This is a genomic window from Burkholderia sp. MSMB1588 (genome assembly GCF_001546925.1).
Classification (GTDB): domain Bacteria; phylum Pseudomonadota; class Gammaproteobacteria; order Burkholderiales; family Burkholderiaceae; genus Burkholderia; species Burkholderia humptydooensis.
Window position 1 is genome coordinate 2,921,097 of sequence record NZ_LNJS01000001.1, and the last position, 25,239, is coordinate 2,946,335.

The 25,239-nt window shown below is 68.5% G+C and carries 27 protein-coding genes; 11 read left to right on the forward strand and 16 right to left on the reverse strand.

Annotated features, from left to right (window positions below):
* Window positions 1-145: 145 nt before the first annotated feature.
* Window positions 146-1,093, forward strand: a complete 948-nt coding sequence (locus WS92_RS25030; RefSeq protein ID WP_059931128.1) for a helix-turn-helix domain-containing protein — start codon at window positions 146-148, stop codon at window positions 1,091-1,093.
* Between the two features lie 24 nt (window positions 1,094-1,117).
* Here the strand turns inward: WS92_RS25030 and WS92_RS25035 are convergent, their stop codons facing one another.
* Window positions 1,118-2,332, reverse strand: a complete 1,215-nt coding sequence (locus tag WS92_RS25035; RefSeq protein ID WP_006025461.1) for a pyridoxal-phosphate-dependent aminotransferase family protein — start codon at window positions 2,330-2,332, stop codon at window positions 1,118-1,120.
* An 807-nt stretch (window positions 2,333-3,139) separates the two neighbouring features.
* Here WS92_RS25035 and WS92_RS25040 point away from each other — a divergent pair.
* The 5 genes from WS92_RS25040 (at window position 3,140) to WS92_RS25060 (ending at window position 8,514) form a co-directional block, all read left to right on the forward strand.
* Window positions 3,140-4,120, forward strand: coding sequence for a LysR family transcriptional regulator (locus WS92_RS25040; protein WP_015601929.1), 981 nt, complete (start codon window positions 3,140-3,142; stop codon window positions 4,118-4,120).
* A gap of 46 nt (window positions 4,121-4,166) precedes the next feature.
* Entirely contained in the window at window positions 4,167-5,171 is a 1,005-nt protein-coding gene (locus tag WS92_RS25045) for a 2-hydroxyacid dehydrogenase (protein WP_015601657.1), read from the forward strand.
* Window positions 5,172-5,321: 150 nt separating this feature from the next.
* On the forward strand, window positions 5,322-5,981 hold the full coding sequence (gene bluB, locus WS92_RS25050; RefSeq protein WP_059930876.1) for a 5,6-dimethylbenzimidazole synthase: 660 nt from the start codon (window positions 5,322-5,324) through the stop codon (window positions 5,979-5,981).
* Window positions 5,982-6,096: 115 nt separating this feature from the next.
* On the forward strand, window positions 6,097-7,266 hold the full coding sequence (locus WS92_RS25055) for an MFS transporter (protein ID WP_059930878.1): 1,170 nt from the start codon (window positions 6,097-6,099) through the stop codon (window positions 7,264-7,266).
* Window positions 7,267-7,344: 78 nt separating this feature from the next.
* A complete protein-coding gene (locus WS92_RS25060) occupies window positions 7,345-8,514 on the forward strand; it encodes an MFS transporter (protein WP_006025456.1) in 1,170 nt (389 codons plus the stop codon).
* Between the two features lie 54 nt (window positions 8,515-8,568).
* On the opposite strand, the gene fahA is transcribed toward WS92_RS25060, so the two are convergent.
* From fahA to WS92_RS25090, 6 genes are read right to left on the reverse strand one after another with little or no spacing between them, the layout of a single operon-like run.
* A complete protein-coding gene (fahA, locus tag WS92_RS25065) occupies window positions 8,569-9,876 on the reverse strand; it encodes a fumarylacetoacetase (RefSeq protein ID WP_059930880.1) in 1,308 nt (435 codons plus the stop codon).
* Entirely contained in the window at window positions 9,873-11,207 is a 1,335-nt protein-coding gene (hmgA, locus tag WS92_RS25070) for a homogentisate 1,2-dioxygenase (protein WP_015601085.1), read from the reverse strand. Before hmgA ends, fahA begins: the two co-directional genes overlap by 4 nt.
* Before the next feature lie 18 nt (window positions 11,208-11,225).
* Entirely contained in the window at window positions 11,226-12,581 is a 1,356-nt protein-coding gene (locus tag WS92_RS25075) for an MFS transporter (RefSeq protein WP_006025453.1), read from the reverse strand.
* A complete protein-coding gene (locus WS92_RS25080) occupies window positions 12,578-12,808 on the reverse strand; it encodes a DUF2783 domain-containing protein (protein ID WP_015600091.1) in 231 nt (76 codons plus the stop codon). The genes WS92_RS25075 and WS92_RS25080 overlap by 4 nt, the downstream gene beginning before the upstream one ends.
* 37 nt (window positions 12,809-12,845) lie before the next feature.
* On the reverse strand, window positions 12,846-14,507 hold the full coding sequence (locus tag WS92_RS25085; RefSeq protein ID WP_059930882.1) for an FAD-dependent oxidoreductase: 1,662 nt from the start codon (window positions 14,505-14,507) through the stop codon (window positions 12,846-12,848).
* Between the two features lie 17 nt (window positions 14,508-14,524).
* Window positions 14,525-15,481: an MBL fold metallo-hydrolase gene (locus WS92_RS25090; RefSeq protein ID WP_006025450.1), complete on the reverse strand. Its 957-nt coding sequence runs from the start codon at window positions 15,479-15,481 to the stop codon at window positions 14,525-14,527.
* A gap of 265 nt (window positions 15,482-15,746) precedes the next feature.
* Between WS92_RS25090 and WS92_RS25095 the strand changes: the two genes are divergently transcribed.
* Window positions 15,747-16,553, forward strand: a complete 807-nt coding sequence (locus tag WS92_RS25095) for an EAL domain-containing protein (RefSeq protein ID WP_006025449.1) — start codon at window positions 15,747-15,749, stop codon at window positions 16,551-16,553.
* A 99-nt stretch (window positions 16,554-16,652) separates the two neighbouring features.
* Here the strand turns inward: WS92_RS25095 and WS92_RS25100 are convergent, their stop codons facing one another.
* A complete protein-coding gene (locus WS92_RS25100; protein ID WP_059930884.1) occupies window positions 16,653-17,060 on the reverse strand; it encodes a GFA family protein in 408 nt (135 codons plus the stop codon).
* A gap of 135 nt (window positions 17,061-17,195) precedes the next feature.
* Window positions 17,196-17,987 (reverse strand): IclR family transcriptional regulator, encoded by a 792-nt coding sequence (locus WS92_RS25105; protein ID WP_059930886.1) that lies wholly within the window; start codon window positions 17,985-17,987, stop codon window positions 17,196-17,198.
* A 76-nt stretch (window positions 17,988-18,063) separates the two neighbouring features.
* On the opposite strand from WS92_RS25105, the gene WS92_RS25110 reads away from it, so the two are divergent.
* Window positions 18,064-19,251 (forward strand): acyl-CoA dehydrogenase, encoded by a 1,188-nt coding sequence (locus WS92_RS25110; protein ID WP_009913435.1) that lies wholly within the window; start codon window positions 18,064-18,066, stop codon window positions 19,249-19,251.
* A 133-nt stretch (window positions 19,252-19,384) separates the two neighbouring features.
* Here WS92_RS25110 and WS92_RS25115 read toward each other — a convergent pair whose 3' ends face one another.
* On the reverse strand, window positions 19,385-20,023 hold the full coding sequence (locus WS92_RS25115; protein ID WP_006025445.1) for a peroxiredoxin: 639 nt from the start codon (window positions 20,021-20,023) through the stop codon (window positions 19,385-19,387).
* 327 nt (window positions 20,024-20,350) lie between these two features.
* Here WS92_RS25115 and WS92_RS25120 point away from each other — a divergent pair, with 327 nt between their 5' ends.
* The 3 genes from WS92_RS25120 (at window position 20,351) to WS92_RS25130 (ending at window position 21,671) form a co-directional block, all read left to right on the forward strand.
* Window positions 20,351-20,653, forward strand: coding sequence for an ElaB/YgaM/YqjD family protein (locus WS92_RS25120; protein ID WP_006025444.1), 303 nt, complete (start codon window positions 20,351-20,353; stop codon window positions 20,651-20,653).
* 117 nt (window positions 20,654-20,770) lie between these two features.
* Window positions 20,771-21,160, forward strand: coding sequence for a phage holin family protein (locus tag WS92_RS25125; protein ID WP_059930888.1), 390 nt, complete (start codon window positions 20,771-20,773; stop codon window positions 21,158-21,160).
* A gap of 103 nt (window positions 21,161-21,263) precedes the next feature.
* On the forward strand, window positions 21,264-21,671 hold the full coding sequence (locus tag WS92_RS25130; RefSeq protein ID WP_006025442.1) for a DUF3318 domain-containing protein: 408 nt from the start codon (window positions 21,264-21,266) through the stop codon (window positions 21,669-21,671).
* A gap of 84 nt (window positions 21,672-21,755) precedes the next feature.
* Here the strand turns inward: WS92_RS25130 and WS92_RS25135 are convergent, their stop codons facing one another.
* The 6 genes from WS92_RS25135 to nrdR all read right to left on the reverse strand — a co-directional run bounded on the left by WS92_RS25135 (window position 21,756) and on the right by nrdR (window position 25,236).
* Window positions 21,756-22,208, reverse strand: coding sequence for a type IV pilin protein (locus WS92_RS25135; protein ID WP_059930890.1), 453 nt, complete (start codon window positions 22,206-22,208; stop codon window positions 21,756-21,758).
* A gap of 18 nt (window positions 22,209-22,226) precedes the next feature.
* Window positions 22,227-22,730, reverse strand: coding sequence for a hypothetical protein (locus WS92_RS25140; protein WP_171845241.1), 504 nt, complete (start codon window positions 22,728-22,730; stop codon window positions 22,227-22,229).
* Window positions 22,731-22,822: 92 nt separating this feature from the next.
* Window positions 22,823-23,608: a type IV pillus assembly protein gene (locus WS92_RS25145; protein ID WP_015601284.1), complete on the reverse strand. Its 786-nt coding sequence runs from the start codon at window positions 23,606-23,608 to the stop codon at window positions 22,823-22,825.
* A complete protein-coding gene (locus WS92_RS25150; protein WP_015602272.1) occupies window positions 23,605-24,015 on the reverse strand; it encodes a hypothetical protein in 411 nt (136 codons plus the stop codon). Before WS92_RS25150 ends, WS92_RS25145 begins: the two co-directional genes overlap by 4 nt.
* Complete coding sequence (locus WS92_RS25155) at window positions 24,012-24,572, reverse strand: GspH/FimT family protein (protein WP_041861592.1); 561 nt, start codon at window positions 24,570-24,572, stop codon at window positions 24,012-24,014. The genes WS92_RS25150 and WS92_RS25155 overlap by 4 nt, the downstream gene beginning before the upstream one ends.
* Window positions 24,573-24,756: 184 nt before the next feature.
* A complete protein-coding gene (gene nrdR, locus WS92_RS25160) occupies window positions 24,757-25,236 on the reverse strand; it encodes a transcriptional regulator NrdR (RefSeq protein WP_006025436.1) in 480 nt (159 codons plus the stop codon).
* Window positions 25,237-25,239: the final 3 nt, after the last annotated feature.

The window sequence follows — 25,239 nt, forward strand, 5'->3', positions numbered from 1 at the left end:
AGCGAAAGCGGTGCGAAGACGAACACGACGACGAGAGGAGGACTCCGACTATGCCGCCTCGCTTCGGGCGCCGATTGTCTGGAATTGCGGTCTTTTGCCGGCGGCCGGGCTGCGCCCGCGCGTGCGCGCTTATACTCGCTCCATCATGCACGCGCCCTCCTCGCCTCCGCTCGACGCCCGCCTGTCCGTGCCCGTCGCCGATTTCGTCGGCGGCGAGGTTCCGTTCGGCCTGCAATCCGTCTGCCGGACGCTCTCCGAGGAGAACGCGAGGCTCGAGCGCTTCGCGTGGCTCGGCGATCACCTCGCGATCGCCGAGTGGACGCGCGTCACCGACGAAAGCGAGACGGTGTACGCGCAGCCCGGGCATCACACGCTGTCGTGCTACCTGGACGGCGGCTACCGCACCGAGCGGCAGAAGATCGCGCGCTACGGCGCGCCGAGCCTGCTGTGCGCGCTGCCGGGCGACCACGAATCGCGCTGGTGGGTGCGCGGCGAGATGCACTTCGTCCACCTGTACTTCCTGCCCGAGCACTTCGCGCAGCGCGCGGTGCGCGAGCTCGACCGCGAGCCGCGCGAGCTGACGCTCGCCGATCGCACGTATTTCGAGGATGCGCGCGTCGCCGCGCTATGCCGCTCGCTCGCGCTCGAGCGCTGGGACGACGCCGACGGCCGGCTGCGCGTGAACGAAACCGCGCACGAGGTGCTGAGCCTCCTGCTGCGCGGGCAGAGCATGACGAACGCCGACGCGCCGTTCAAGGGCGGGCTCGCGCCCGCCGTGCGCCGACGCGTGCGCGACTACATCGACACGTACCTGACGCAGCCGATGACGCTCGGCGAACTGGCCGGGCTCGCGTCGCTGTCCGAATACCATTTCTCGCGGATGTTCCGCGTGTCGTTCGGCCGCGCGCCGCATGCGTGGATCGCCGAGCAGCGCCTCGCCCGCGCGCGCACGCTGCTGCGCACGACGTCGCTGCCGCTCGCGCAGGTCGCCGCGCAGTGCGGCTACGCGAACGCCGCCCATCTCAGCCATCGCTTTCGCGACACGCATGGCGCGACGCCCGGCGAGTACCGCCGCGCGATGCAGGCCACGTAGGCGGCCCGGGCAACGCGCGTCGCGTCACGCGGCGCGCCCCGACAGCGCCTGCTCGAGCGCCGCGACGCCCGACGGCAGATCGACGTCCACCTTCAGGTCGACCATCGTGCGGCCAAACGCGTGCAGCGTGCGGAACAGATTGTGCTCGCGGCACTGCTCGCCCATCTGGCCGATCCGCACGATCGGCAGGCCGAACGAGCCCGAGATCTCGACCTGATACTGCTTCGAGATGTGACCGCAGATGAGCCCCGGCGTGAGCCCTTCCGGCGCCGCGATGCCGACGACCGAGTTCAGCCGGCACGATTCGGGTGCATAGAGCTCGAGCCCCATTCCGGTGATCCCCGCCTGCAGCGCGAGCGAGCAGCGCAGATGCCGCGCGTAGCGGTTCTCGAGCGTCTCCGCGCAGACGAGCCGCAGCGCCTCGTGCAGCGCGAGCACGCCGGACACGGGCGCCGTGTAGTGATAGCCGGCGTTGTGCCAGAAGTTCTCGGCGAGCGCCATGTCGAGGCACCAGTGCGTGTTCGGCTCCGGGCGGCTCTTCATCCGCTCCCACGCGGCGTCGGAGAACGCGATCAGCGACACGCCCGGAATCGACGACAGCCCCTTCTGCCCGCCCGTGATCACCGCGTCGATGCCCCACGCGTCCATGTCGAGCGGCATCGTCGACAGCGTGCAGACCGCGTCGACGACGACGAGCGCGCCCGCCGCCTTCGCGATCGCCGCGATCTCCTTCAGATGGCGGTTCCACACGGTGTTCGACGTCTCGCCGTGGACGATCGTGACGATCTCGGGGCGCTCGCGCGCGATCGCGCCGGCGACTTCGTCGAGGCTCGCGACCGAGCGGTCGGGCACGTCGATCGTCGCGACGCTCGCGCCGACGCGCGTCGCCATCTCGGCCATCCGCGCGCTGAAGAAGCCGTTCTTGATCGACAGCACCTTCGTGCCGGGCCACGCGAGATTCGAGACGGCCATCTCCATCGCGGCGGAGCCCGGCCCCGCGACGCCCAGCACCCACTTCGTGCGCGTCTGGAACACGTAGCGGGCCATTTCCTTCACCTGCTCGATGATCTTCGCCATCGTCGCGCCCAGGTGGTTGATCACGATCGTGTTCGCCTTCGCGACCGCGGCGGGGATCGGCACCGGGCCGGCGCCCATCATGAGGAGCGGTTCTTCGGGCAGGATCGCGTCGAGCGGGACGACGACGGGACAGGGAATCGGCGAATGATCGGTCGTGGACATGGGCTGGCGGAGGACAACGGGTTGGAAAAAGCGGTGATCGATCGATCATTCCGCGAACCGATGCAATGCGCAAGTGTTTTGATCGACGCGCGCTTCGGATGCTTGCGCGGCGTCGGGTCGCGCTGGCCGGGCCGCCCTGCGACATATCGGGGGTTGACGTCCGCCGCGCGCATCCCGGCACATGCCGGCGCCGCACTCTTTCTCGCGCCTCGCACCGGAAAATTCCGGCCCGCCCCGCCCGAATAGGCCAAACCGGCATCAAATCGACTCCCCGTTAAATCGAAAAATCATTTTTTGCAAGCCGAGTCGTCAAGCTTTCCGTAAAAGCTTGCATTAACCATTCTGTGCGGCGCAGCAAACTATTTGTTCCGCGCAGGAAAAGAACCGTACACCTCATTGCAATTCGCACACAAAAATCCTCAAAAAAATACGCGAACGGCATCCTGCGCGCGGCGCGCCGCACTCCGAACCAGCGGAGTCCCGAAATGGAAACGGTCCCGCGCCGGCGCACCGCCCGGCCCGCCTTGCCGGGATTAAAACCGGCCCAATCGCCGAATATCGCGCACGCGAATCGCGGAATCGGTTCACGCCCCATAAATAGGGGATCGCCGGGGCCGGCGGCCGATTTATTACATTCGGGATGAAATAATTATTTAGTTGACTGATGCTGTCAGCTTATTGAACAATTTGCCCAGCCTTCGATGATTCGTTATTTAAGACAAGTCCTGTGCTGATCCGACAGCCGGCGGCTTGCCATGATCGAAGGTGAAAAACACAACATAATCATTTAATGGGCCAACGAAAGCTATGAACCAAATCCAGACCATGCGTGTTTTCGTATGTGTTGCCGAACTGCAGAGCTTCCGCCGGGCGGCGCGCAAGCTCGGCGTATCGAATGCGCTCGTCACGCGTTCGATCGCGATGCTCGAAACACATCTGAACACGCGTCTCATCCATCGCACGACACGCAACCTGTCGCTGACGGAAGCGGGCATCCGCTATCTCGACGGCTGCCGGGCGCTCCTCGAGGAGTTCGATCAACTCGAGGCGTCGGTCGAACGGGCGGTGCACGAGCCCGTCGGCACGCTGCGCGTCGCCGTGTCCGGGTTGCTGTCGCCCGGCCGGATCACCCCTCTCGTCGACAGCTACCGTCGCCAGTACCCGAAGGTGCGCGTGCAGTTGACGCTGACCGAGGGGCCGCTCGACGTGATCGAAGCCGGCTACGACGCGGGCCTCGTCACGGGCGGCCGCCTCGACGGCAATCCGGCGCTGATCGGCCATCCGCTGATGCCGAACACGCTCGCGCTCTGCGCGGCGCCTTCGTACATCGAGCGGCACGGCGCGCCGCACCGCCCCGACGATCTCGTGCGCCACGCGTGCATCGCGCTGCCGGCCGGCCAGCACTCGTCGACCTGGCGCTTCGTCGATCCGGACCACTTCACGCACGTCGTGTCGCTGCAGCCCGTCTACACGGTCAACAGCGCGTCGATGGTGCGCGCGGCGACGCTCGCCGGCACCGGCATTTCGGTGCTGCCGGAAAGCTACATCGCCGATGCGCTCGAAAGCGGCGAGCTGGTGCGGATCCTCGGCGACTACCGGATCGACGATCCCGACACGCAGTTGTCGATCGTCTATCCGAACCGCCAGTTCCTGCCGGCGCGCACCCGCAGCTTCGTCGAGCACGCGCTGTATCACCTCGGCGGGCAGAAGACGGAGACGAACGGCCACTACTTCATGCGCGAAGCCGGCACGGCGAAGCGCCCGGACGTCGTCGCAGGACTCCAGTGACGCCCGACTGAAGTAAACTGATGCGCACCTTTACCGGAGGCAAAGCGTGCGCGTGATTCTTTTCAGCAGCCGGCAGTACGACCACGATTCGTTCGATGCCGCCAACCAGTCGTTCGGCTACCGGCTGCACTTCCAGCCTTCCCATCTCGACGCGGAGACGGCGATCCTCGCGCGCGGCTATGAAGTCGTGTGCCCGTTCGTCAACGACACGCTCGACGCCCCCGTGCTCGAAGCGCTCGCCGCAGGCGGCACGCGCGTCATCGCGCTGCGCTCGGCCGGCTTCAACCACGTCGATCTCGCGGCGGCCGCCCGGCTCGGGCTCGTCGTCGTGCGCGTGCCCGCCTACTCGCCGCATGCGGTCGCCGAGCACGCGGTCGCGCTGATCCTCGCGCTCAACCGCCGCCTGCCGCGCGCCGTCGCGCGCACCCGCGAAGGCGACTTCTCGCTCAACGGGCTGCTCGGCTTCGATCTCTTCGGCAAGACGGTCGGCGTGATCGGCACGGGGCTCATCGGCAGCGTGTTCGCGCGGATCATGGCGGGCTTCGGGATGCGCGTGCTCGCGCATTCGCTGCCGCCGCACGACGACGCGCTGCTCGCGCTCGGCGTGCGCTACGTGCCGCTCGACGCGCTGCTCGCCGAATCGGACATCGTGAGCCTGCACTGCCCGCTGATGCCCGCGACCCATCACATGATCGGCGCCGATGCGCTCGCGCGGATGAAGCCGGGCGCGATGCTGATCAACACGAGCCGCGGCGGCCTCGTCGACACGCAGGCGCTGATCGACGCGCTGAAGACGGGCCAGCTCGGCCATCTCGGGCTCGACGTCTACGAGGAGGAAAGCGGGCTCTTCTTCGAGGACCACTCCGACCGCCCGCTGCAGGACGACGTGCTCGCGCGGCTGCTCACGTTCCCGAACGTGATCGTCACGTCGCACCAGGCGTTCTTCACGCGCGAGGCGCTCGCGGAGATCGCGCACACGACGCTGGCGAACATCCGCGCATGGCAGGACGGCGCGCCGCGGAACGTCGTCGACGCCGGGCGGCAGGGCTGACGGCGCGGCGGGCGAAGGCGGACGCGGCGCGCCGCGCGCCTCGACATGAACGACGCCGCGCCGCCACGAATCGGCTGAACCCTGATTGGCGCGCCGCGCGACTCTGCTATCGTTGCGGCGATTCGCCTTCACCCGCCTTGCCAGTCCACCATGCGTTTCGACGAACCCGCGATCGCCGCCGTCTACCGCGCGATCTTCGAACGGCGCGACATGCGCCATTTCACGTCCGCCCCGGTCGATTCCGCCGTGCTCGCGCGCCTGCTGCGCGCCGCGCACCACGCGCCGAGCGTCGGCTTCATGCAGCCGTGGCGCTTCATCCGCGTGACCGAGCCGGCGCTTCGCGAGCAGATCCACGCGCTCGTCGAAGCCGAGCGCCGCGCGACCGCCGACGCGCTCGGCGAGCGGCACGACGAGTTCATGCGGCTGAAGGTGGAAGGCGTGCGCGAATGCGGCGAGCTGCTCGTCGTCGCGCTCGCCGACGGGCGCGAGCGGCACGTGTTCGGCCGCCGCACGCTGCCGGAAATGGATCTCGCGTCGGCCGCGTGCGCGATCCAGAACATGTGGCTCGCCGCGCGCGCCGAAGGGCTCGGGATGGGCTGGGTATCGCTCTTCGACGTCGACGCGCTGCGCCGGCTGCTCGCGATGCCCGACGGCGCCAAGCCGATCGCCGTGCTGTGCCTCGGCCACGTCGACGCGTTCTACGCCAAGCCGATGCTCGAGGAGGAGCGCTGGGCCACGCGGATGCCGCTCGAAGCGTGCCTGTACGAAAACGGCTGGGACGTCGCGCCGACGCCTGCGCGCAACACCTGATCAGGCCCCAAACACCGGGGTTTTCCCTGAGATAAAATCGCGGCTGTTCCGCCCGCTTCCATCGGCGCGCCGCATCCCGCGGCGCCGGACGCGGCGGTCCTCCCGCGAGTCGTCCATGCCGCTGCCTCTCTTCGCCCTTGCCGTTGCCGCGTTTGGCATCGGTACCACCGAGTTCGTCATCATGGGACTCCTGCCGAACGTCGCGCGCGACCTCGGCGTGTCGATTCCGGCGGCGGGCATGCTCGTGTCCGGCTATGCGCTCGGCGTGACGATCGGCGCGCCGATCCTCGCCGTCGTCACCGCGAAGATGCCGCGCAAGGCGGCGCTCCTCGCGCTCATCGGCGTGTTCATCGTCGGCAATCTGTTTTGCGCGATCGCGCCCGGCTACGCGACGCTGATGGTCGCGCGCGTCGTCACCGCGTTCTGCCACGGCGCGTTCTTCGGCATCGGCTCGGTGGTCGCGAGCAGCCTCGTCGCGCCGAACAAGCGCGCACAGGCGATCGCGCTGATGTTCACGGGCCTGACGCTCGCGAACGTGCTCGGCGTGCCGCTCGGCACCGCGCTCGGCCAGGCGTTCGGCTGGCGCGCGACGTTCTGGGCAGTCACCGGCATCGGCGCGCTCGCGGCGGCGGCGCTCGCCTTTTGCGTGCCGAAGCGCCTCGAGATGCCCGCGGCCGGCATCGCGCGCGAGTTCAGCGTATTGCGCAATCCGCAGGTGCTGATGGTGCTCGGCATCAGCGTGCTCGCGTCGGCGAGCCTCTTCACCGTGTTCACGTACATCACGCCGATCCTCGAGGACGTGACGGGCTTCACGCCGCACGAGGTCACGCTCGTGCTGCTGCTGTTCGGCCTCGGCCTGACGGTCGGCGGCACCGTCGGCGGCAAGCTCGCCGACTGGCGGCGGATGCCGTCGCTCGTCGCGACGCTCTCGTCGATCGGCGTCGTGCTCGCCGCGTTCGCGGGCACGATGCGCGCGCCGCTGCCCGCGCTCGCGACGATCTTCGTGTGGGGCGTGCTCGCGTTCGCGATCGTGCCGCCGCTGCAGATCCTGATCGTCGATCGCGCGAGCCACGCGCCGAATCTCGCATCGACGCTCAACCAGGGCGCGTTCAACCTCGGCAACGCGCTCGGCGCGTGGCTCGGCGGCACCGCGATCCATGCAGGCGTGCCGCTCGCGAAACTGCCGTGGGCGGGCGCCGCGCTCGCGATGGCGGCGCTCGCGCTCACGCTGTGGTCCGCGTCGCTCGAGCGGCGCGCGGTTCCGGGGCCGGCCGAATGCGCGTGACATGCGTCGCGCGCCGGCTTGAATCGCTCGGAATGGCGCGACGCCAGGCCATCCGCCGGTGGTAGCATCACGGCCGTCATGAAAACGATCCTCACCCGCGATTTTCTCGCGCTCATTCTCAGCGTTGCCGTCGTCGGCCTGGGCACGGGCGCGACGCTCCCCCTCACCGCGCTCGCGCTCACCGAAGCGGGCCACGGCACCCGCATCGTCGGCATGCTGACCGCCGCGCAGGCGGGCGGCGGCCTCGCCGTCGTGCCGTTCGTCGCGGCAATCACGAAGCGGCTCGGCGGGCGGCAGGTGATCGTCGCATCGGTGATCGTGCTCGCCGCGGCAACCGCGCTGATGCAGTTCACGTCGAGCCTCGCCGTCTGGGGCGTGCTGCGCGTCGTCTGCGGCGCCGCGCTGATGCTGCTCTTCACGATCGGCGAGGCCTGGGTCAACCAGCTCGCCGACGATGCGACGCGCGGCCGCGTCGTCGCGATCTACGCGACGAACTTCACGCTGTTCCAGATGGCCGGGCCCGTGCTCGTGAGCCAGATCGCCGGCATGACGCACGTGCGCTTCGCGTTGAGCGGCGCGCTCTTTCTGCTCGCGCTGCCGTCGCTCGCGTCGATCCGCAAGACGCCCATCGCCGACGAGCCGCACCACGACGCGCACGATCGCTGGACGCGCGTGATGCCTAAGATGCCCGCGCTCGTCGCAGGCACCGCGTTCTTCGCGCTGTTCGACACGCTTGCCCTCTCGCTGCTGCCGCTCTTCGCGATGGCGCGCGGCGTCGCGAGCGAGGCGGCCGTGCTGTTCGCGGCGATCCTGCTGTTCGGCGACACCGCGATGCAATTCCCGATCGGCTGGCTCGCCGACAAGCTCGGCCGCGAGCGCGTGCACATCGGCGCGGGGGGCGTCGTGCTCGCGCTGCTGCCGCTCGTGCCCTTCGTCATCGCGACGCCGTGGCTCTGCTGGCCGCTCCTCTTCGTGCTCGGCGCGGCGGCGGGCAGCGTCTATACGCTGTCGCTCGTCGCGTGCGGCGAGCGCTTCCGCGGCTCGGCGCTCGTGACCGCGAGCTCGCTCGTGTCGGCGTCGTGGAGCGCGGCGAGCTTCGGCGGGCCGCTCGTCGCGGGCGCGCTGATGGAGCAGTTCGGCGGCGACGCGCTGATCGGCGTGCTGATCGTGTCGGCGCTCGCGTTCGTCGGCGCGGCGCTGTGGGAGCGGCGCGCGTTGCCGATGCGCGCCACGCGGCAGGGGCGTTGACGCAATGCGGTGATCGCCGCCGTCGCGTCGCGGCGCTCTGCGCGCCCTACCGCATCATCGGTTCAACGCCGGCAGAATCTTCCCGACGCACGTGCCGAAGCCGACGCGATACCCGTCGCCTTGACACCAGCCGGCGAGCGTCAGCTCGTCGCCGTCCTCGATGAACGCGCGCGTGCCGCCGTCCGCGAGCGCGACGGGCTCCTTGCCGTTCCACGTCAGCTCGAGCAGGCTGCCGAACGCATCCTTCGCCGGCCCGCTGATCGTGCCCGAGCCCATCAGGTCGCCGACCCGCGTGTTGCAGCCCGACACCGTGTGATGCGCGAGCTGCTGCGCCATCGTCCAGTACATGTGCTTGAAGTTCGTGCGCGCGATCGTCGTCGCGCCGGCCGCGCCGTCCGGCTTCAACCGCACTTCGAGCGTGACGTCGAACGCATGCTCGCCGCCGTGACGCAGATACGCGAGCGGCTCCGGCGCCTGCTTCGGCTGCGCGGTGCGGAACGGTTCGAGCGCGTCGAGCGTAACGATCCACGGCGAGATCGACGTCGCGAACGTCTTCGCGTTGAACGGCCCGAGCGGCACGTATTCCCATTGCTGGATGTCGCGCGCGCTCCAATCGTTGAGCAGCACCATTCCGAAGATGTGCGACTCCGCGTCCTCGCACGCGATCGGCTCGCCGAGCGCGTTGCCGCGGCCGACGATGAAGCCCGTCTCCAGCTCGATGTCGAGCTTGCGGCACGCGCCGAACACCGGACGGTCGCGGTCAGCCAGCTTCAGTTGACCGTTCGGCCGGCGCACCGGCGTACCGCTCACGACGACCGACGACGCTCGGCCGTTGTAGCCGATCGGCATCTCCGACCAGTTCGGCAGCAGCGCGTTCTTCGGATCGCGAAACATCGAGCCGACGTTCGTCGCGTGTTCCTTCGACGAATAGAAATCGGTGTAGCCGGGAATGTCGACGGGCAGATGCAGCGTCGCGTCGCGCTGCTCGACGAGCACGCGCGCGCGCAGCGCCGCGTCGTCGCGCAGCCGCGCGCAGCCGCGCTCGAACAGCGCGCTCAACTGGATGCGCACGCTGCGCCACGCGTCGCGGCCGAGCGAGATGAAATCGTTCAGCGCCGGCCGCTCGAACACGGCCGCCCCGCCCTCGACCGTCAACAGGCCCGCGCGCGCGAGCTCGGCCAAGTCGACGATCCGGTCGCCGAGCGCGACGCCCGCGCGACGCGACGGGTTGCGCGCATCGCTGAAGACGCCGAACGGCAGGTTCTGGATCGGGAAGTCGCACGCGGCGTCGTTCGCCGCGTCGAGCCAGCTCTTGCGGGAAGGATCGAGGCTCGCGCGCAGCGCGTCGGGAATGGCGCTCATCGTTGCTCCGGATTGAAATGTTTCTTGAGGCCCTGCCAGCATTCGAAGTAGTTCGCCTGGAGCTGCGCGGTGTCGAGCGCAAAGCGCGTCGGCCGGATCAGCGTGCGGGTCTCGAACATGAACGCCATCGTGTCGCCGACCTTGTTCGGCGTCGACGTGTCGATCGAGGAAGCCTTCTCGAACGTCTCCGCGTCCGGCCCGTGGCCCGACATGCAGTTGTGCAGGCTCGCGCCGCCCGGCATGAAGCCCTCGGCCTTCGCGTCGTAGACGCCGTGCACGAGCCCCATGAACTCGCTCGCGACGTTGCGGTGGAACCACGGCGGGCGGAACGTATCCTCGGCCGCGAGCCAGCGCGGCGGGAAGATCACGAAGTCGATCGCGTCGACGCCCGGCGTGTCGCATTGCGACTGCAGCACGAGGAAGATCGACGGGTCCGGATGGTCGTAGCTGATCGAGCCGATCGTGTTGAAGTGACGCAGATCGTACTTGTACGGCGCGTAGTTGCCGTGCCATGCGACGACGTCGAACGGCGAATGATCGATGTCCGCGCGCCAGAGCCGGCCGTTGAGCTTCGCGACGAGCTCGAACGCGCCTTCGCGATCCTCGTACGACGCGTTCGGCGTCAGGAAATCGCGCGGATTCGCGAGGCCGTTCGAGCCGATCGGCCCGAGGTCCGGCAACCGGAGCAGCGCGCCGAAGTTCTCGCAGACATAGCCGCGCGCGTGCCCGTCCGGCAGCGCGACCGCAAAGCGCACGCCGCGCGGAATCACTGCGATCTCGAACGGCTCGACGTCGAGCCGGCCGAGCTCCGTCATGATGAAGAGCCGCCCTTCCTGCGGCACGATCAGCAGTTCGCCGTCCGCGCTGTAGAAGAAGCGCTCGCGCATCGAGCGGTTCGCCGCGTACAGGTGGATCGCGCAGCCGCTCATCGCGGCGGCCGAACCGTTGCCCGCCATCGTCACCCAGCCGTCGACGAAATCGGTCGGCTGCGCGGGCATCGGCAGCGGGTCCCAGCGCAACTGGTTCGGCGGCGTCGGCGGCACGTCGTCCGAATCGCCGAAATCGGCGACGATCCGGCGCTCGCCGGACACGAGCTCGAACGGCCGGTGCATGGCGGCGGGCCGGATCCGGTACAGCCACGACCGGCGGTTATGGCCGCGCGGCGCGGTGAACGCGGTGCCGGACAGTTGCTCCGCGTAGAGCCCGTACGGCGCGCGCTGCGGCGAGTTGCGCGCGTGCGGCAGCGCGCCCGGCAGCGCCTCGGTCGCGAATTCGTTCGCGAAGCCGCTCTGGTAGCCGGCTTCGCCCGGTTTCGAAAAATTCAGTGCCATAATTGTCGTTCTCTCCATTCAAGCGACGTTCGATGCGGGCGCGCCGCGCCGCCGCGTCACGCCCGCGAGGCCGAGCACGAAGACGGCCGAGCACAGCACCGGCACGGCCGCTGCGTGAAACAGCGCGTCGTTCGACCAGCCGAGCGCGATCAGTTGCCCGCCGACGAGCGGCCCGAGCACGGAGCCGACACGGCCCACGCCGAGGCCCCAGCCGATGCCCGTCGAGCGCAGCGACGTCGGGTAATAGTGGCCCGCGAGCGCGTTGACCGCGGGCTGTCCGCCGACGATGCAAAAGCCGCCGACGAACACGGCTGCGAGCAGCCAGACGAACGCGTGCGCGGCCGAGCCGATCAGGCCGACCGCGACCGTCGCGCACGCGAAGCACGCGAACAGCACGCGCACGAAGCCGTGCCGCTCGATGAACCAGCCGAGCGACAGCGTGCCGATCACGCCGCCCGTCTGCAGCACGGTGCCGACGATGACGGCCGTGCCGCTCGCATAGCCCGCGTCGCGCATCACGGTCGGCAGCCAGTTCGACAGGAAGTACAGGTCGATCAGGTTCATGAAGTTGATCGCCCACAAGAGCAGCGTGACGCTCGCGCGCCCCGCGCGGAACAGCTCGGCGACGGGCGCGCCCTGCGGCCCCGCTTCGCGCACGACGAGCCGCGTATCGGGCGAGACCGCAAGCTGCGGCGCGAACTTCGCGAGCCACGCGCGCGCCGCGTCGTGCCGGCCGCGCAGCACGAGCAGTTGCGGCGATTCGGGCAGGCGCGCGGCCATCGCGGCCGCGAGCGCGAGCGGCACCGCGCCGCCGACGAAGAACACCGCGCGCCAGCCGAACGCCGGAATCAGCGCGGCGCTGACGAAGCCGCCCAGCGCCGCGCCGGCCGTGAAGCCGCACGACACGATCATCATCCGCTTCACGCGACGCGCGCTCGGGCTGCATTCGCCGACGAGCGCCATCGCGTTCGGCATGATGCAGCCGAGCCCCAGGCCCGTGACGAAGCGCAGCGCGATCAGCGTCGGAATCGACGTCGCGAACGGCGTCGCGAGCATCGTCAGCGCAAAAAACAGCGTCGCGCCGATCAGCACGGGGCGCCGGCCGATCCGGTCGGCGAGCACCGACAGGCCGAGCGCGCCGAGCAGCATCCCGAACAGGCTCGCGCTGAAGACGGGCCCGAGCGCCTGCTTCTTCACGCCCCATTCGGCGATCACGCTCGGCGCGACGTAGCCCATCGCCTGCGCGTCGAAGCCGTCGATCACGAGGCACAGCCCGCACAGCGCGAGCAGCATCGCGTGAAACGCGGGCCGGTGCGTGTCGTCGATCACGCGCTCGACTTCGAGCACGCGCGCCGCGCTCCCGCCCGCGCTCATCGCAGCGCAGGCGCGCCGGGCGCGCCTTCGAGCGTGGCCGCGCCGCTGCGCGCGAGCGCCATCGCTTCGCGCAGCACGTCGATGTCGCCGATCTGGTTCGCGAGCAGCAGGATCAGCTTCGCGTTGACGAGCTGGCTCTCGCTGTCGGGCAGATCGCGGTGCATGTCGATCAGCGCCTCGTAGAACGCGTCCGGATCGGGCAGACGCAAGCGGGTGTCGAGGTGCATCGGGTGTCTCCTGGTCTTGGTCGATGTTTTTTTTCGCTCACGCGTTGCAGATCGCGCGGGCGAGCGCCGCGCGCACCGCGTTTGCATCCGCCGTGCGAAAGCGCGCACACACGTGCTGGTCCGGGCGCAGCAGATAGAACGTGCCGGGGCGCGCGTCGTAGCGCTGCGCGGCGAGCCCTTCGCTGTCCTCGATCACGTCGACGCCCGCGACCGCGCGCGCGTCGCCCTTCGGCACGACGAGCACGGGCGCGATGGGCAGCGCGTGGCCGCGCGTCGCGTCGACGAGCGCGCCCGCATCGTCGATCGAGCCGAACAGGATGCCGACGAAGCCCCCCGTCAGATGCGGCAGCAGCCAGCCGGGCGCGCCGTTCGCGAGCACGGGCGCATCGAGCGCGACCGCGCCCGGCGCCGGCGCGCGCTCGAACGTCTCGCCCGCGCGATCGGGCGTGTTGAGCGGCGAAACGGCGAGCACGGCGGGCACCGACAGCCGGCCGCTGTTCACGAGCCTGCGCGCGAACTCGCAGTCGCGCGCGAGCTTGAGCGTCGCGTCGCGAAACACGCGCGAGATCGGACTCTTCGGCGTGATGAAGTCGGTCGAGCGCGTCGAATTGCGGATGTTCTCGTCGGCCGCGAATTCGCGCTCGCGCGCATACGTGTCGAGCAGGCGATCGGGCGCGCGGCCGTCGAGCACGAGCTTCAGTTTCCACGCGAGGTTGTCCGCGTCCTGCACGCCGCTGTTCGCGCCGCGCGCGCCGAACGGCGATACGCCGTGCGCGGAATCGCCCGCGAACAGCACGCGGCCGTGGCGGAAGCTATCCATCCGCTGGCAGCGGAACGTGTAGACGCTCACCCATTCGAGCTCGAACTCGACGTTCGGCCCGAGCAGCGCGCGCACGCGCGCAATCACGCGCTCCAGCGCCTTCTCGGCGACGGGATCGGCGTCCCAGCCGAGCTGGAAATCGATGCGCCACACGTCGTCCGGCTGCCGGTGCAGCAGCACCGACTGATTGCGATGAAACGGCGGATCGAACCAGAACCAGCGCTCGGCCGGGAACGGCGCCTTCACCTTCACGTCGGCGATCAGGAAGCGGTCCTTGAACGTGCGGCCGCGGCTGTCGAGCCCCATCATCGCGCGCAGCGGGCTCTTCGAGCCGTCCGCCGCGATCACGTAGCGCGCACGCAGCGTGTACGGCCCCTCCGGCGTGTCGACGTCGAGCTCCGCATGCTCGGGCGTCTGCCGGATGCCCGTCACGCGGCTCTTCCAGCGCAGATCGAGGTTCGGCAGCTCGAGCGCGCGCTCGGCCAGATAGCCTTCGACGTAGTACTGCTGCAGATTGACGAACGCGGGCCGCGCGTGCCCGACTTCCGGCAGCAGGTCGAACGCATAGATCAGCTCGTCCTGCAGGAACACCTTGCCGACGTGCCAGCTCACGCCCTTTTGCGCGACCCGCTCGCCGCAGCCGAGTCGATCGAAGATCTCGAGCGTGCGCTTCGCGAAGCAGATCGCGCGCGAGCCGGCCGACAGCGTGTCGTCGTCGTCGAGCAGCACGACGGGCACGCCCTGCTGCGCGAGATCGATCGCCGCCGCGAGCCCGACGGGCCCCGCGCCGACGACGACGGCCGGATGCGGTTCGCCTTCGTCCGCGCCGGCCGCGCGCGGGCGATAGTCGAACTTCAGCGTCTGATAATCGATGGTCATGATGTCGCCCGCCGCGCTCAGCCTTCGAGGGTGTGCCACATGTCCTTGTCGCGCTCGGCCGTCCAGATCCGCGGGTCCGGGTATTGCGTGGCCTCGTCGAACGCGCGCGTCACGTCGAACGGCATGCAGTGGTCGAAGATCACCCAGTCGCCGAACTTCGGCTTCAGTTGCGCGTAGGTCTCCTTGTAGATCGCGTTCAGGTCCCGGCCCGCCGCCGCGCCCGATTTCACCTTCGCGTACAGCTCGCTCACGAACGCGCGCGTGCCCGCTAGGCCGTCGGCGACTTCCCGCGGCGTCTTCAGCGCGGCGCCGCGCCCCGGCACGAGCTTCTCGGGCCCGAGCGCCGCGATCGCGTCGAGCGTCGCCGGCCAGTCCTGGAAGTACGCGTCGCCCGCATACGGCGTCGCGCCGTATTCGACGAGGTCGCCCGACAGCAGCACCTTGTCCTGCGGCAGCCACACGACCGTGTCGCCCTTCGTGTGGCCGCGGCCGAGCTGCATGATCTTCACTTCGAGCCTGCCGAGCCGCAGCGTCATCTCGCCCTTGAACGTGAGCGTCGGCCACGTGAGGCCCGGCACCGACTCGACCGAGCGGAACAGGCGCGGGAAGCGCTCGATCTCGCTCTTCATGTCGGCCGCGCCGCGCTCGGCGATCAGGTCGTATGTGTCCTGGCTCGCGATCACGTGGTCGGCGCCGTACGCGGACGCGCCCAGCACGCGCACCGCGTGGTAGTGCGTGAGCAGCACGTACTTGATCGGCTTGTCGGTGACTTCGCGGATCCGGCGGATCACGTCCTCGGCCATCACGGGCGTCGCCTGCGTGTCGGCGACGAGCACCGCGTCGTCGCCGACGACGATCCCCGTGTTCGGATCGCCTTCCGCCGTATAGGCGTAGGCGTGCTCGGACAGCCGCTCGAACGTCACCTTCTTCTCGGCCAGATCCGCCTGCGATGCAAATTTCTTGTCACCCGCCATTTGTCGCTCCTTGCTCCGTATTGAGGGATGCGCCGCTTTCGTCGGGCAAGCCGCGCGCCTGATTGACCGGATTACTTGATCTGCGTCAACATCATGATTTACGAATAGTAAAACCAATTACGATTAGTGAAATCATCGTATACCCTAGGCGTCGGCGCGGAACCGATATCGATATGAGCAACTCACGCAGCCAATCGCGCGCGGCGCTGCTACTATCGTTCATATACGGCGGCCGTTTCGGCCGCCTTTCTTCCTTCCGGAGTCCATGGTTCCGCCCACCATTCCCGAGCTCGTCGCCCGCGCGGGCAAGCTCCCGTTCCTGTGCGACCACCTTGCGCTCGAAGACGGCGCGCAGGGCGCATACGCGCACCTGCGCGGTCTCAAGCTGGAGAGCGTCTACGAGCCGATCTACGACGTGTCGATGCCGGGCGCGCCGCAATCGACGTCGCTCTCCGACGCGATCGAGCGCTACGGCGACGAACTCGGCTTCCAGGCGGTCACGCACGCGGGCGGCGCACCGTTCGATCCGATCGGCGCCGTCGCCGACGATCAGGAGCTCGTCGCGCTCGACCGGCTCGCGCGCAGCCTGCACGCGATCAACTTCTTCGGCGCGCAGCGGCACGGCCTGCTGTTCCTGCGCGTGCACGAACGGCTGCTGAAGAGCGTCAAGTACGACCACGGCAAGCACTTCTCGACCGTGCTCAAGAGCTTCGGGCTACCGCCCGAGCGCGTCGTGATCGAGCTGCCGGCGGCGGCCGTCGCGCACAAGACGTTCCTCGGCTATCTGACGAAGAGTTATCAGCACTACGGCTTCAAGGTCGCCGACAAGCTGCCCGATCCGGGGCGCATCCTCGCCGTCGAATCGGACATGGCGCGGCCCGACTACATCAAGATGGACGCCGCGATCGCGCTGCGGGAAGGGATGGTGAAGGCGCTCGTCGGCTATGCGCAGCGCGTGCGCATTCCGCTCATCTTCGATCACGTCGTCGACGAGGCGCAGTTCGAGCTGCTGCGTCAGTACGACGTGCGGCTCGTGCAGGGGCCGGTGTTCTCGCAGCCGGCCGCGGTCTGACGGGACGCGGGCGCTCGCGGGCGATGCAGCGCCCGGCGCGCCGCGCGCCGGGCGGAATGCGCGCGATGGGCGGCCGCGCTCGCGCGACGCCGGCTCGGCTCAGTGGTCGCCGTCGTCGCGCACCGGCAAACCGCCCGCCACTTCCAGGCCGGGGATGCGGCTCGCGTACCACGTATGCGCTTTCGGCGTGATCGCCGACGGATCGTCGAGCGTCGCGTAATTGACCTCGACCGTCGAAGGCGCATCCGACCGCCGGTATTCGAGCTGCGCGCCGCACTGCGCGCAGAAGCGCCGCTCGCCCCACGCGCTCGACGCGAACACGCGCGGCTCGCCCTTCACGTACTCGAACGCGCCGAGCGGCACCGTCGCCCAGGCGAGCACGGCGGCGCCCGTCGTCCGCTGACACAGCCGGCAATGACAGAAGCCGGCGTCCGCAGGCGTGCCGACGATCCGGTAACGAATTGCGCCGCACGCGCACCCGCCTTCCAGGGATTCCGAGCTCGACATCACAAACCTCCTGTTCACGCGGCACCGGGATACAGCGATGAAAATCGGCATCTACGATACAACCGATTGCAGCCGCATGCCGCCTCGCCTCGACGCGCGCGGCGGCAAATCGAACGGCGACGGTCCCGCGCCGGCTCAGCCCAGCTCCCCGAGCCGCCGGGCGAGCGCCTTCAGCTTCGGGCCGATCCGGCTGCGGAACACGTCCTCGCCCATCGACGACGCCGGCCCGCTGCAACTGAGAATCAGCCAGCGCCCTTCGCGCGGCTCGCGAAACGGCACGGCGGCAGCGTTCACGTCCTCGTGCCAGTCGCGAAACGAGTAACAGCAGCCATCGACGGCGAATGCGTCGACCGCATGCTCCGCCGCGTCGACGAGCGCCGCCCCCGCCCGCCCCTTCCCCGCCGTCTTGCGCAGCTCGGCAAAGAGCGCCGCGCGCGCGTCGGGCGGCTGCACCGCAAGATACGCACGCCCCATCGAGCTCGTCAGCATCGACAGCCGCGACCCCGACGCGAGCCCGAGCGTCAGCGCCGTCTCGCTGCGGATCGTCTCCAGGTAGATCATGTCGAGCCCGTCGCGGCAACCGAGCGACACCGCCGCGCCGATCTCGTGCGCGAGCGCCTGCATGTGCGGCCGCGCGAGCGCGAGCGTGTCCGAGCCCGCGAGCAGCGCGTAGCCGAGCGACAGCACGCCCGCATCGAGCGCGTACTTGCCGAGCGCGTCGTCGTAGCGCAGACAGCCGAGCACGGTAAGCGTGTACGCGAGCCGGTTGACGGTCGCCTTCGGCAAGCCGGTGCGCTCGACGAAGTCGCGGTTGCCGAGCATCGTCTCGCCGGGCCTGAACGCGCGCAGCAGATCGAGCCCCCGCGCGAGAGCGACGACGAACTTGCGTTCGTCGAGCGTGTCGGCATCGATGGTCGGAAAATTCATGCGGTGATACACTGGGTTCAATTTGCAAAACATTGTTCCGCATAGCGGAACTATAGTCAAGTGAGGAGATGACGAGATGGCTGCCGCAACCTTCCATTGGGACGATCCGTTGCTGCTCGACCAGCAGCTCACCGACGACGAGCGCATGGTGCGCGACGCCGCGAACGCTTACGCGCAGGGCAAGCTCGCGCCGCGCGTGACGCAGGCGTTCCGCCACGAGACCACCGACGCGGCGATCTTCCGCGAAATGGGCGAGGTCGGCCTGCTCGGGCCGACGATTCCCGAGCAGTACGGCGGCCCCGGCCTCAACTACGTGAGCTACGGGCTCATCGCGCGCGAGGTCGAGCGCGTCGATTCGGGCTATCGGTCGATGATGTCGGTGCAGTCGTCGCTCGTGATGGTGCCCATCTTCGAATTCGGCTCCGACGCGCAGAAGGAAAAGTACCTGCCGAAGCTCGCAACGGGCGAATGGATCGGCTGCTTCGGCCTGACCGAGCCGAACCACGGCTCCGACCCGGGCAGCATGGTCACGCGCGCGCAGAAGGTGCCGGGCGGCTACTCGCTGTCCGGCTCGAAGATGTGGATCACGAATTCGCCGATCGCCGACGTATTCGTCGTCTGGGCGAAGCTCGACGAGGACGGCCGCGACGAGATCCGCGGCTTCATCCTCGAGAAGGGCTGGAAGGGCCTGTCGGCGCCGGCGATCCACGGCAAGGTGGGCCTGCGCGCGTCGATCACGGGCGAGATCGTGCTCGACGAAGTGTTCGTCCCCGACGAAAACATCCTGCCGGGCGTGAAGGGCCTGCGCGGGCCGTTCACGTGCCTGAATTCGGCACGCTACGGCATCGCGTGGGGCGCGCTCGGCGCGGCCGAGTCGTGCTGGCACATCGCGCGCCAGTACGTGCTCGACCGCAAGCAGTTCGGCCGCCCGCTCGCCGCGAACCAGTTGATCCAGAAGAAGCTCGCGGACATGCAGACCGAGATCACGCTCGGCCTGCAGGGCGTGCTGCGGCTCGGCCGGATGAAGGACGAAGGCACCGCCGCCGTCGAGATCACGTCGATCATGAAGCGCAATTCGTGCGGCAAGGCGCTCGACATCGCCCGCCTCGCCCGCGACATGCTGGGCGGCAACGGCATCTCGGACGAATTCGGCGTCGCGCGCCACCTCGTGAACCTCGAAGTGGTGAACACTTACGAAGGCACGCACGACATTCACGCGCTGATCCTCGGCCGCGCGCAGACCGGGATTCAGGCGTTCTTCTGAGTTTGACGAACGTCGCGCGGATGCGGCCGCATCGCCCAGGCGGCGCGGCAAACGAAAAAGCCCCGGCGACCGTGCCGGGGCTTTCGTTATCGCATGACCTTCAAGCCGCGTCAACGCGCGGCGCGCAAGCCGCTTACTTGTTCGGCTGCGGCGTCAGGCGCAGGTACGGGCGCACCGCCTTGAAGCCCTTCGGGAAGCGCTGCTTCAGCTCTTCCGGGTCCTGCAGCGACGGCACGATCACGACGTCGTCGCCATCCTTCCAGTTGCCGGGCGTCGCGACCTTGTAATTGTCGGTCAACTGCAGCGAATCGATGACGCGCAGCACTTCGTCGAAGTTGCGGCCGGTGCTCGCCGGGTAGGTGATGATGAGGCGCACCTTCTTGTTCGGATCGATCACGAACAGCGAGCGCACGGTCAGCGTCTCGTTCGCGTTCGGATGGATCATGTCGTAGAGTTCCGAGACCTTGCGGTCGCCGTCGGCGATGATCGGGAAGCCGACGCTCGTCGCCTGCGTGTCGTTGATGTCGTCGATCCAGCCCTTGTGCGACTCCACGCTGTCGACCGACAGCGCGATCACCTTCACGTTGCGCTTCTCGAATTCGCCCTTGAGCTTCGCGGTCAGGCCGAGCTCCGTCGTGCAGACGGGCGTGTAGTCAGCCGGATGCGAGAACAGGACACCCCAACTATTGCCGAGCCATTCATGGAATTTGATGCGGCCAAGGCTCGAATCCTGCTCGAAATCCGGCGCGATGTCGCCAAGACGTAGACTCATGTTGCAGCTCCTTGAACTTGCATGGGTTGGGTGCCCGGACACACGATGCATCCGGACAGTTTTTTAGCTTAAGTGATCCCGCGGCCGGAGCGAACGATTATTCCGTCAGATATTCATGCCTTTTTATCATTTTTGCCGGGCGCGATTTAACAATCCCGGAAACTTTTTCGTTCCGGATCGGCTCTCTATTGTCACGGCAAGTCGTTTACCATGCTACTCAAGCGCGATCTTGCGCCGCCTGCGCGCCGGGCCGCCGCGCTCGCCCGCAGGCACGGGTTTCGCTACGATGCCCGTAGGACAACCCGCCTCGGCAAGAAGGGAGTCGCAATGTCTGAAGTCAACAAGGAGAAACTGATGTCGGATATCAAAACTGTTCTCGCGGACGCGGAAGACCTGCTGAAGCAGGCCGCGAGCAGCACGGGCGACCGTGCGACCGAGCTGCGCGAGAAGGCGCTTGCACGCCTGAAACAGGCGAAGGAGAAGGCGACCGACGTTCAGGTGGTCGTGGTCGAGAAAGGCAAGAAGGCGGCGCGCGCCACCGACGACTACGTGCACGAGCATCCGTGGACGTCGATCGGCGTCGCGGCCGGCGTCGGCGTGCTGATCGGCCTTCTGATCAATCGCAAGTAACGCGGCACGCCACCGCGAGAGACAGCCCCCGGCCCGCCCGCCTCCGCGCGACGGCCGGGGCCATGCGCTCCGGCCCGTTGCGGCGCCGGCCGTTCTCCGCGCGCAAGCACCTCTTCCATGACGACAGAAACCTCATCGCACCAGTCCGGGCACGGACCGCTTCGCCGCCTGCTCGGCTCGGTGTTCGCTCTGCTGCAGACCCGGCTCGAACTCGTCGGCATCGAGCTCGCCGAGGAGAAGGAACGCCTGATGGGCGTGCTCTTTCTCGGACTCGCCGCGATGATGCTCGCGACGATGGCGCTCATCAGCCTGACGGTGCTCGTCGCGATCGCGTTCTGGGATACCTACCGCTGGCAATCGCTCGCCGCCATCACCGCGCTCTACGCGCTCGGCGCGTTCGCCTGCTGGCTGAGGGCGCGCTCGGGACTGCGCAACGCGCCCGTCGTGTTCGAAGCGACGCTGAACGAACTCGAAAAGGACCGCGAGCTGTTCCGCGGCAAGCCGTGAACGCGCGGCCGCGCTCCCCCTCTTCCCGCCCACTCCACGTCGACGCGCCATGAGTCACTCCGCCCCGGAACAACGATTCCACGCCGCTTCGCAGAAGCGGCACATGAGCGCGGCCCAGTACCGCGCGCTGCGCAAGGAACTGCTGATCCTGCGCTCCGACGTCGAGCGCCTGGAGCTCGCGCAGGCGGGCGCCGAGCTGCGCCAGTCCGTCACGCATTTCAAATGGCTGAAGCTTCTCGTGCCCGGGGTGTCGGGCGGGTCGCTCGGCAAGTCGGCGAGGAACGTGAACGCGATGCTCGGCGCGCTCGTCAGCCAGTATCCGCTGTTGAGCTCGCTGGCGTCCGTCGTGCTCGCAAAGCCCGTGCGCGCGCTGCTGCGCGCGAGCGCGCGCCCCGCGCTCAAGTGGGGCGCCGTCGGCTTCGCGGTTTGGGAGGCCTACCAGATCTGGAAGCAGGCAAAGAACGGCGACGACGCATCCGACGCCGAGGCACCGCGCAGCACACGCCCATAGCGCTCGTCAGCCGCGGACCGCGAATCCGATCGCACCGGCTGCCCCGTTTCCGGCGTCGGGCAATCGGCTCTCGACGCGTCACATCTAGCCGGCTCGCCAGCACGCATCGGTTCCCGGCGCGCCTCCATCGAACGTGCCTCCCTCGGCAACGCGATTCTCGCGCGTGCCGTCTGCATGCAGCACGTAGACGCCGCATTTGTCGTCGCGCATCGCTCCATCGGCGGCTGGACTCGCCTCCAGTGCGTATCCGCCGCGCGCGTCGTCGAACGTGATCCGCAGCACGTAGAGAACCTTGCCGGAATCGGGCGCCCGGTTCATCCCTTCCGGTAATGCGGTGGGCGGCGCTTCACCGAACGCGTCCGCGTACTGTGCGGCGCGATATAGCGCGGCAATCGCGGTCAGCCGGTTCCCTCGTTCGACATGGCTGCGATACGACGGCACGGCAAACGCCGCGAGCACGGCCACGATCGCGAGCGCAACGACCACTTCGATCAATGTAAAGCCTCGCAAGCGCGCGCTGCGTTCAGTACACGACATCGCTATTTCCTCTTCTTTCTATGCTGGTCTTCCCACGACCCGGCGCCACCTGCGTTCGACGCGCCCGCTCTCGATCGCAATCTGCAATTGCAGCCACTCGACCGTATCGTGCGTCGCGCCCACGCCGCGGGCGGTCACGAGGTAGGCGCGCACGTCGGGGCGCGCCGGCAACTTCCACGCTTCGATCAAGCAGCTTGGCGCCTGCGCCGCGCCCGGCCATCCGGCGTACGGACTGAATGCGCCGATGCCGTCGAATACGCCCGGTTGTCGCCACCCGCTCGGCTCGCGCGTCGGCGTCCCACCGCCGCTTGCCGACGGGAATGGCGCCGCGCTACTCTCCAGCGCGTCCGCGCATGCTTCGAGTGCGGCATCCGCTGCGCGAAATGCAATGGATCGGCTCGCGACGCTCGTCATGCGCTGGACCTCCGTCTTCGCGATCTCGAACCACGCGAACGACATCACGATGAGCGAAGCCGTCAAGGCGAGTACGCCCGGCAGCGCGACGCCCCGCGAACCGCGCATCGGCGACTCGCGCCGCCGCGGCGCATCACGCGGCGTCGAACGTTTCCGGACCACCCGTGGTCGCTCCGCATGCAGCCCGACTATGGAACGCGTCATGTGCCGGCTCGATTACGGACCGCAACATATCGTCGCAACGAAAGTCTCGCGCGCGTGTCCGGCGCGCTCGCCATTCGCCCCTCGCAGTCGACGTAACGCACCGGGCGCCCCGTGCGCATGCCTCGTACTTGCACGCAAACGGAAACAGCGGTCACATTGGCCCAGTCGTCGGCAGACAAGGCCGATGCATCGGCCCATCGCGCGGCGCCGTGCAGCCGGTAGCGCAGACGCAAGCGCTCGACGCCTTCGACGAGCGGCTGCGCGATGCCGGGTCTGCCGCTGCCTTCGCAGTACAGCTCCGGTTCGCCCGTCGACGCGCTGATGCGCGCGTAAAAGCGGTTGACGACCAGCGGCTGCGTGTCGGCCGCGCCGACACCCTGGCCAAGACAGTCCGTCGCCTGTCCGCCCGCCGTCGGCCACGTGGAGACGCCATCTCCTACGTAGCGGACGACGAGGCCGTCCGAACCGCTCGCCAGCGAATCGCATGCAGCGTGCCCGTCGGCGTTGACGGGTCGTCCCGCCGCGCAGCCGAACAGCCCCGATACCGGCCGCGCATCGTGCGCGTCGATCGGAACGAAGCCCGCCATCTGGATCTGCTGCGCGATCAGCGCGAGCGCTGCCTGCGCCGCGTCGCGCAAGCGCGCGGCATCGGCCGCAGCCGAATAGGCGGCCCGCTGCACGCGATAGAGGGACATCGCGGCAAGCAGGATCATCAAGCCGAGCGCCATCGCGATCATCACCTCGATCAGCGTGTGTGCGCGCCAGCGTGTCGCTCGCGTCATAGGCGATCCGCCGATGCATAAGCGAGTGTCGCGCATGGCTTGGCGGCAGCGCGTGCCGCCGCGACATCGCCGTCGCAACGCAACGGCCCCGCGGCGACCGCCCCCGGCCGTTCCCATTCGATCCGTACGCTCGAAATGCCCGCACCTGAGGCCGTCGCTACGAGCTTCCCGTGGCGCAATCCGGACATCGACGCGTCCCAATCGATGCCCGACGGCCCACCGGCTCGCGCCATCTCCGCCCACGAATCGGCGACGAGCATCGCCTGCTCGCGTGCCAAGGCGTCGCGCTCGCCTCGTATCGCCGCGAGCAATGCCGCAACCACGCCAAGCGCCGCGACTGCGAGCAGCGCACACGCAATCGCCGCTTCGAGCAGCGTGCTCCCGCGCATCGACCGAGGACACGTCATGCCGGCCCCCCGCAACCGCCTTCGGCAAATCGCACGCGACCGCCCGCCGCGATCCGCAGGCAACGGCGCCAGCGCTCGCCATGCCACGCGCCCGATGCGTCGCTCGGCGCAAATTCGAAACTCCGGAAGCCGCCAATCACCTGGCCCGCGGGCGGCGTGAATATGACGTCGACGGTCGCGCCCGTCACGGCGACTCGGACATCACGCGCGATACGGCGCAACACGCGCGTCCCGCGCTCGCCGTCCGCGACGGCGACGGTCCAGCCGCATGACCAGTCGGCCGCCCCGTTGTCGCACGGCCGCCCCGCCGCAATACATTTCGCAGTCGCATCGCTGCGGCACAGCACTACGCGCCTGCCGAGCCTCACCGCCTCGCCGCGCGCATAGGCGAGCAATGCGCCGAACACGCGCGCACGCGCGTCGACCCGATCACGCATCCGAGCGCCGGCGAGCGTCGGCACGGTCAGCGTCGCGACAAGCGCAACCAGCACGAGCGCGACCATCAACTCGACGAGCACGAAGCCCGCCATTGCTCGCCTGCCACGCTCCGATCGCATCGACCTCTCCTTGAATCCGATGCGCCGACTGTACCCGCGCCGGCAAACGCCGACCATCTGCCGAACGGCCGAGTCGCGCGCCGCAGCCGGACGCACGACAATCGCCCAGGCGAGCACACAACCGCGTGCTACGCGGGAGAAACGAATGGAATGGGAAACGAAACGGGAAACGGAATGCGCAAGCTCAACGCTTGCGCGGCGGTTTCGCGGGCGCCGTGCGGCGGAATTCCTCGATCACGTCCGCGAATTCGGAGACGTCTTCGAACCGCCGGTAAACAGACGCGAAACGCACGTAGGCGATCGTATCGAGCTGGCGCAGCTCGTTCATCACAAGCTCGCCGAGCTTCTCGCTGCGGACTTCGCGCTCGCCGGACGCGAGCAACTGATATTCGATGCGGGCGACCGCCGCGTCGATCGCATCGGCTGCAACCGGGCGCTTGCGCAGCGCCAGTTGCATGCTCGCGACGATCTTGCGGCGGTCGAATTCAGTGCGGCTGCCGTCTTTCTTCACGACGGCCGGCAACGCCAGCTCGACGCGCTCGTACGTCGTGAAACGCTTGTCGCAAGCCGAGCAGCGCCGACGCCGACGGATCGCGGCGCCGTCTTCCGACACGCGCGAATCCACCACTTGCGTATCGTCGTGCCGGCAGAACGGGCAGCGCATGGC

Coding starts and splice junctions, on each gene's coding strand:
- WS92_RS25040 (WP_015601929.1), top strand. CDS start 3,140: ATGAACCAAATCCAGACCATGCGTGTTTTCGTATGTGTTGCCGAACTG.
- WS92_RS25120 (WP_006025444.1), top strand. CDS start 20,351: ATGTCTGAAGTCAACAAGGAGAAACTGATGTCGGATATCAAAACTGTT.
- WS92_RS25155 (WP_041861592.1), bottom strand. CDS start 24,572: ATGCGATCGGAGCGTGGCAGGCGAGCAATGGCGGGCTTCGTGCTCGTC.
- bluB (WP_059930876.1), top strand. CDS start 5,322: ATGCGTTTCGACGAACCCGCGATCGCCGCCGTCTACCGCGCGATCTTC.
- WS92_RS25090 (WP_006025450.1), bottom strand. CDS start 15,481: ATGGCGGGTGACAAGAAATTTGCATCGCAGGCGGATCTGGCCGAGAAG.
- WS92_RS25055 (WP_059930878.1), top strand. CDS start 6,097: ATGCCGCTGCCTCTCTTCGCCCTTGCCGTTGCCGCGTTTGGCATCGGT.
- WS92_RS25110 (WP_009913435.1), top strand. CDS start 18,064: ATGGCTGCCGCAACCTTCCATTGGGACGATCCGTTGCTGCTCGACCAG.
- WS92_RS25080 (WP_015600091.1), bottom strand. CDS start 12,808: ATGCACCTCGACACCCGCTTGCGTCTGCCCGATCCGGACGCGTTCTAC.
- WS92_RS25030 (WP_059931128.1), top strand. CDS start 146: ATGCACGCGCCCTCCTCGCCTCCGCTCGACGCCCGCCTGTCCGTGCCC.
- nrdR (WP_006025436.1), bottom strand. CDS start 25,236: ATGCGCTGCCCGTTCTGCCGGCACGACGATACGCAAGTGGTGGATTCG.
- hmgA (WP_015601085.1), bottom strand. CDS start 11,207: ATGGCACTGAATTTTTCGAAACCGGGCGAAGCCGGCTACCAGAGCGGC.
- WS92_RS25105 (WP_059930886.1), bottom strand. CDS start 17,987: ATGAATTTTCCGACCATCGATGCCGACACGCTCGACGAACGCAAGTTC.
- WS92_RS25130 (WP_006025442.1), top strand. CDS start 21,264: ATGAGCGCGGCCCAGTACCGCGCGCTGCGCAAGGAACTGCTGATCCTG.
- fahA (WP_059930880.1), bottom strand. CDS start 9,876: ATGAGCGCCATTCCCGACGCGCTGCGCGCGAGCCTCGATCCTTCCCGC.
- WS92_RS25145 (WP_015601284.1), bottom strand. CDS start 23,608: ATGACGCGAGCGACACGCTGGCGCGCACACACGCTGATCGAGGTGATG.
- WS92_RS25035 (WP_006025461.1), bottom strand. CDS start 2,332: ATGTCCACGACCGATCATTCGCCGATTCCCTGTCCCGTCGTCGTCCCG.
- WS92_RS25140 (WP_171845241.1), bottom strand. CDS start 22,730: ATGCGCGGTTCGCGGGGCGTCGCGCTGCCGGGCGTACTCGCCTTGACG.
- WS92_RS25125 (WP_059930888.1), top strand. CDS start 20,771: ATGACGACAGAAACCTCATCGCACCAGTCCGGGCACGGACCGCTTCGC.
- WS92_RS25115 (WP_006025445.1), bottom strand. CDS start 20,023: ATGAGTCTACGTCTTGGCGACATCGCGCCGGATTTCGAGCAGGATTCG.
- WS92_RS25060 (WP_006025456.1), top strand. CDS start 7,345: ATGAAAACGATCCTCACCCGCGATTTTCTCGCGCTCATTCTCAGCGTT.
- WS92_RS25100 (WP_059930884.1), bottom strand. CDS start 17,060: ATGTCGAGCTCGGAATCCCTGGAAGGCGGGTGCGCGTGCGGCGCAATT.
- WS92_RS25075 (WP_006025453.1), bottom strand. CDS start 12,581: ATGAGCGCGGGCGGGAGCGCGGCGCGCGTGCTCGAAGTCGAGCGCGTG.
- WS92_RS25095 (WP_006025449.1), top strand. CDS start 15,747: ATGGTTCCGCCCACCATTCCCGAGCTCGTCGCCCGCGCGGGCAAGCTC.
- WS92_RS25135 (WP_059930890.1), bottom strand. CDS start 22,208: ATGTCGTGTACTGAACGCAGCGCGCGCTTGCGAGGCTTTACATTGATC.
- WS92_RS25085 (WP_059930882.1), bottom strand. CDS start 14,507: ATGACCATCGATTATCAGACGCTGAAGTTCGACTATCGCCCGCGCGCG.
- WS92_RS25150 (WP_015602272.1), bottom strand. CDS start 24,015: ATGACGTGTCCTCGGTCGATGCGCGGGAGCACGCTGCTCGAAGCGGCG.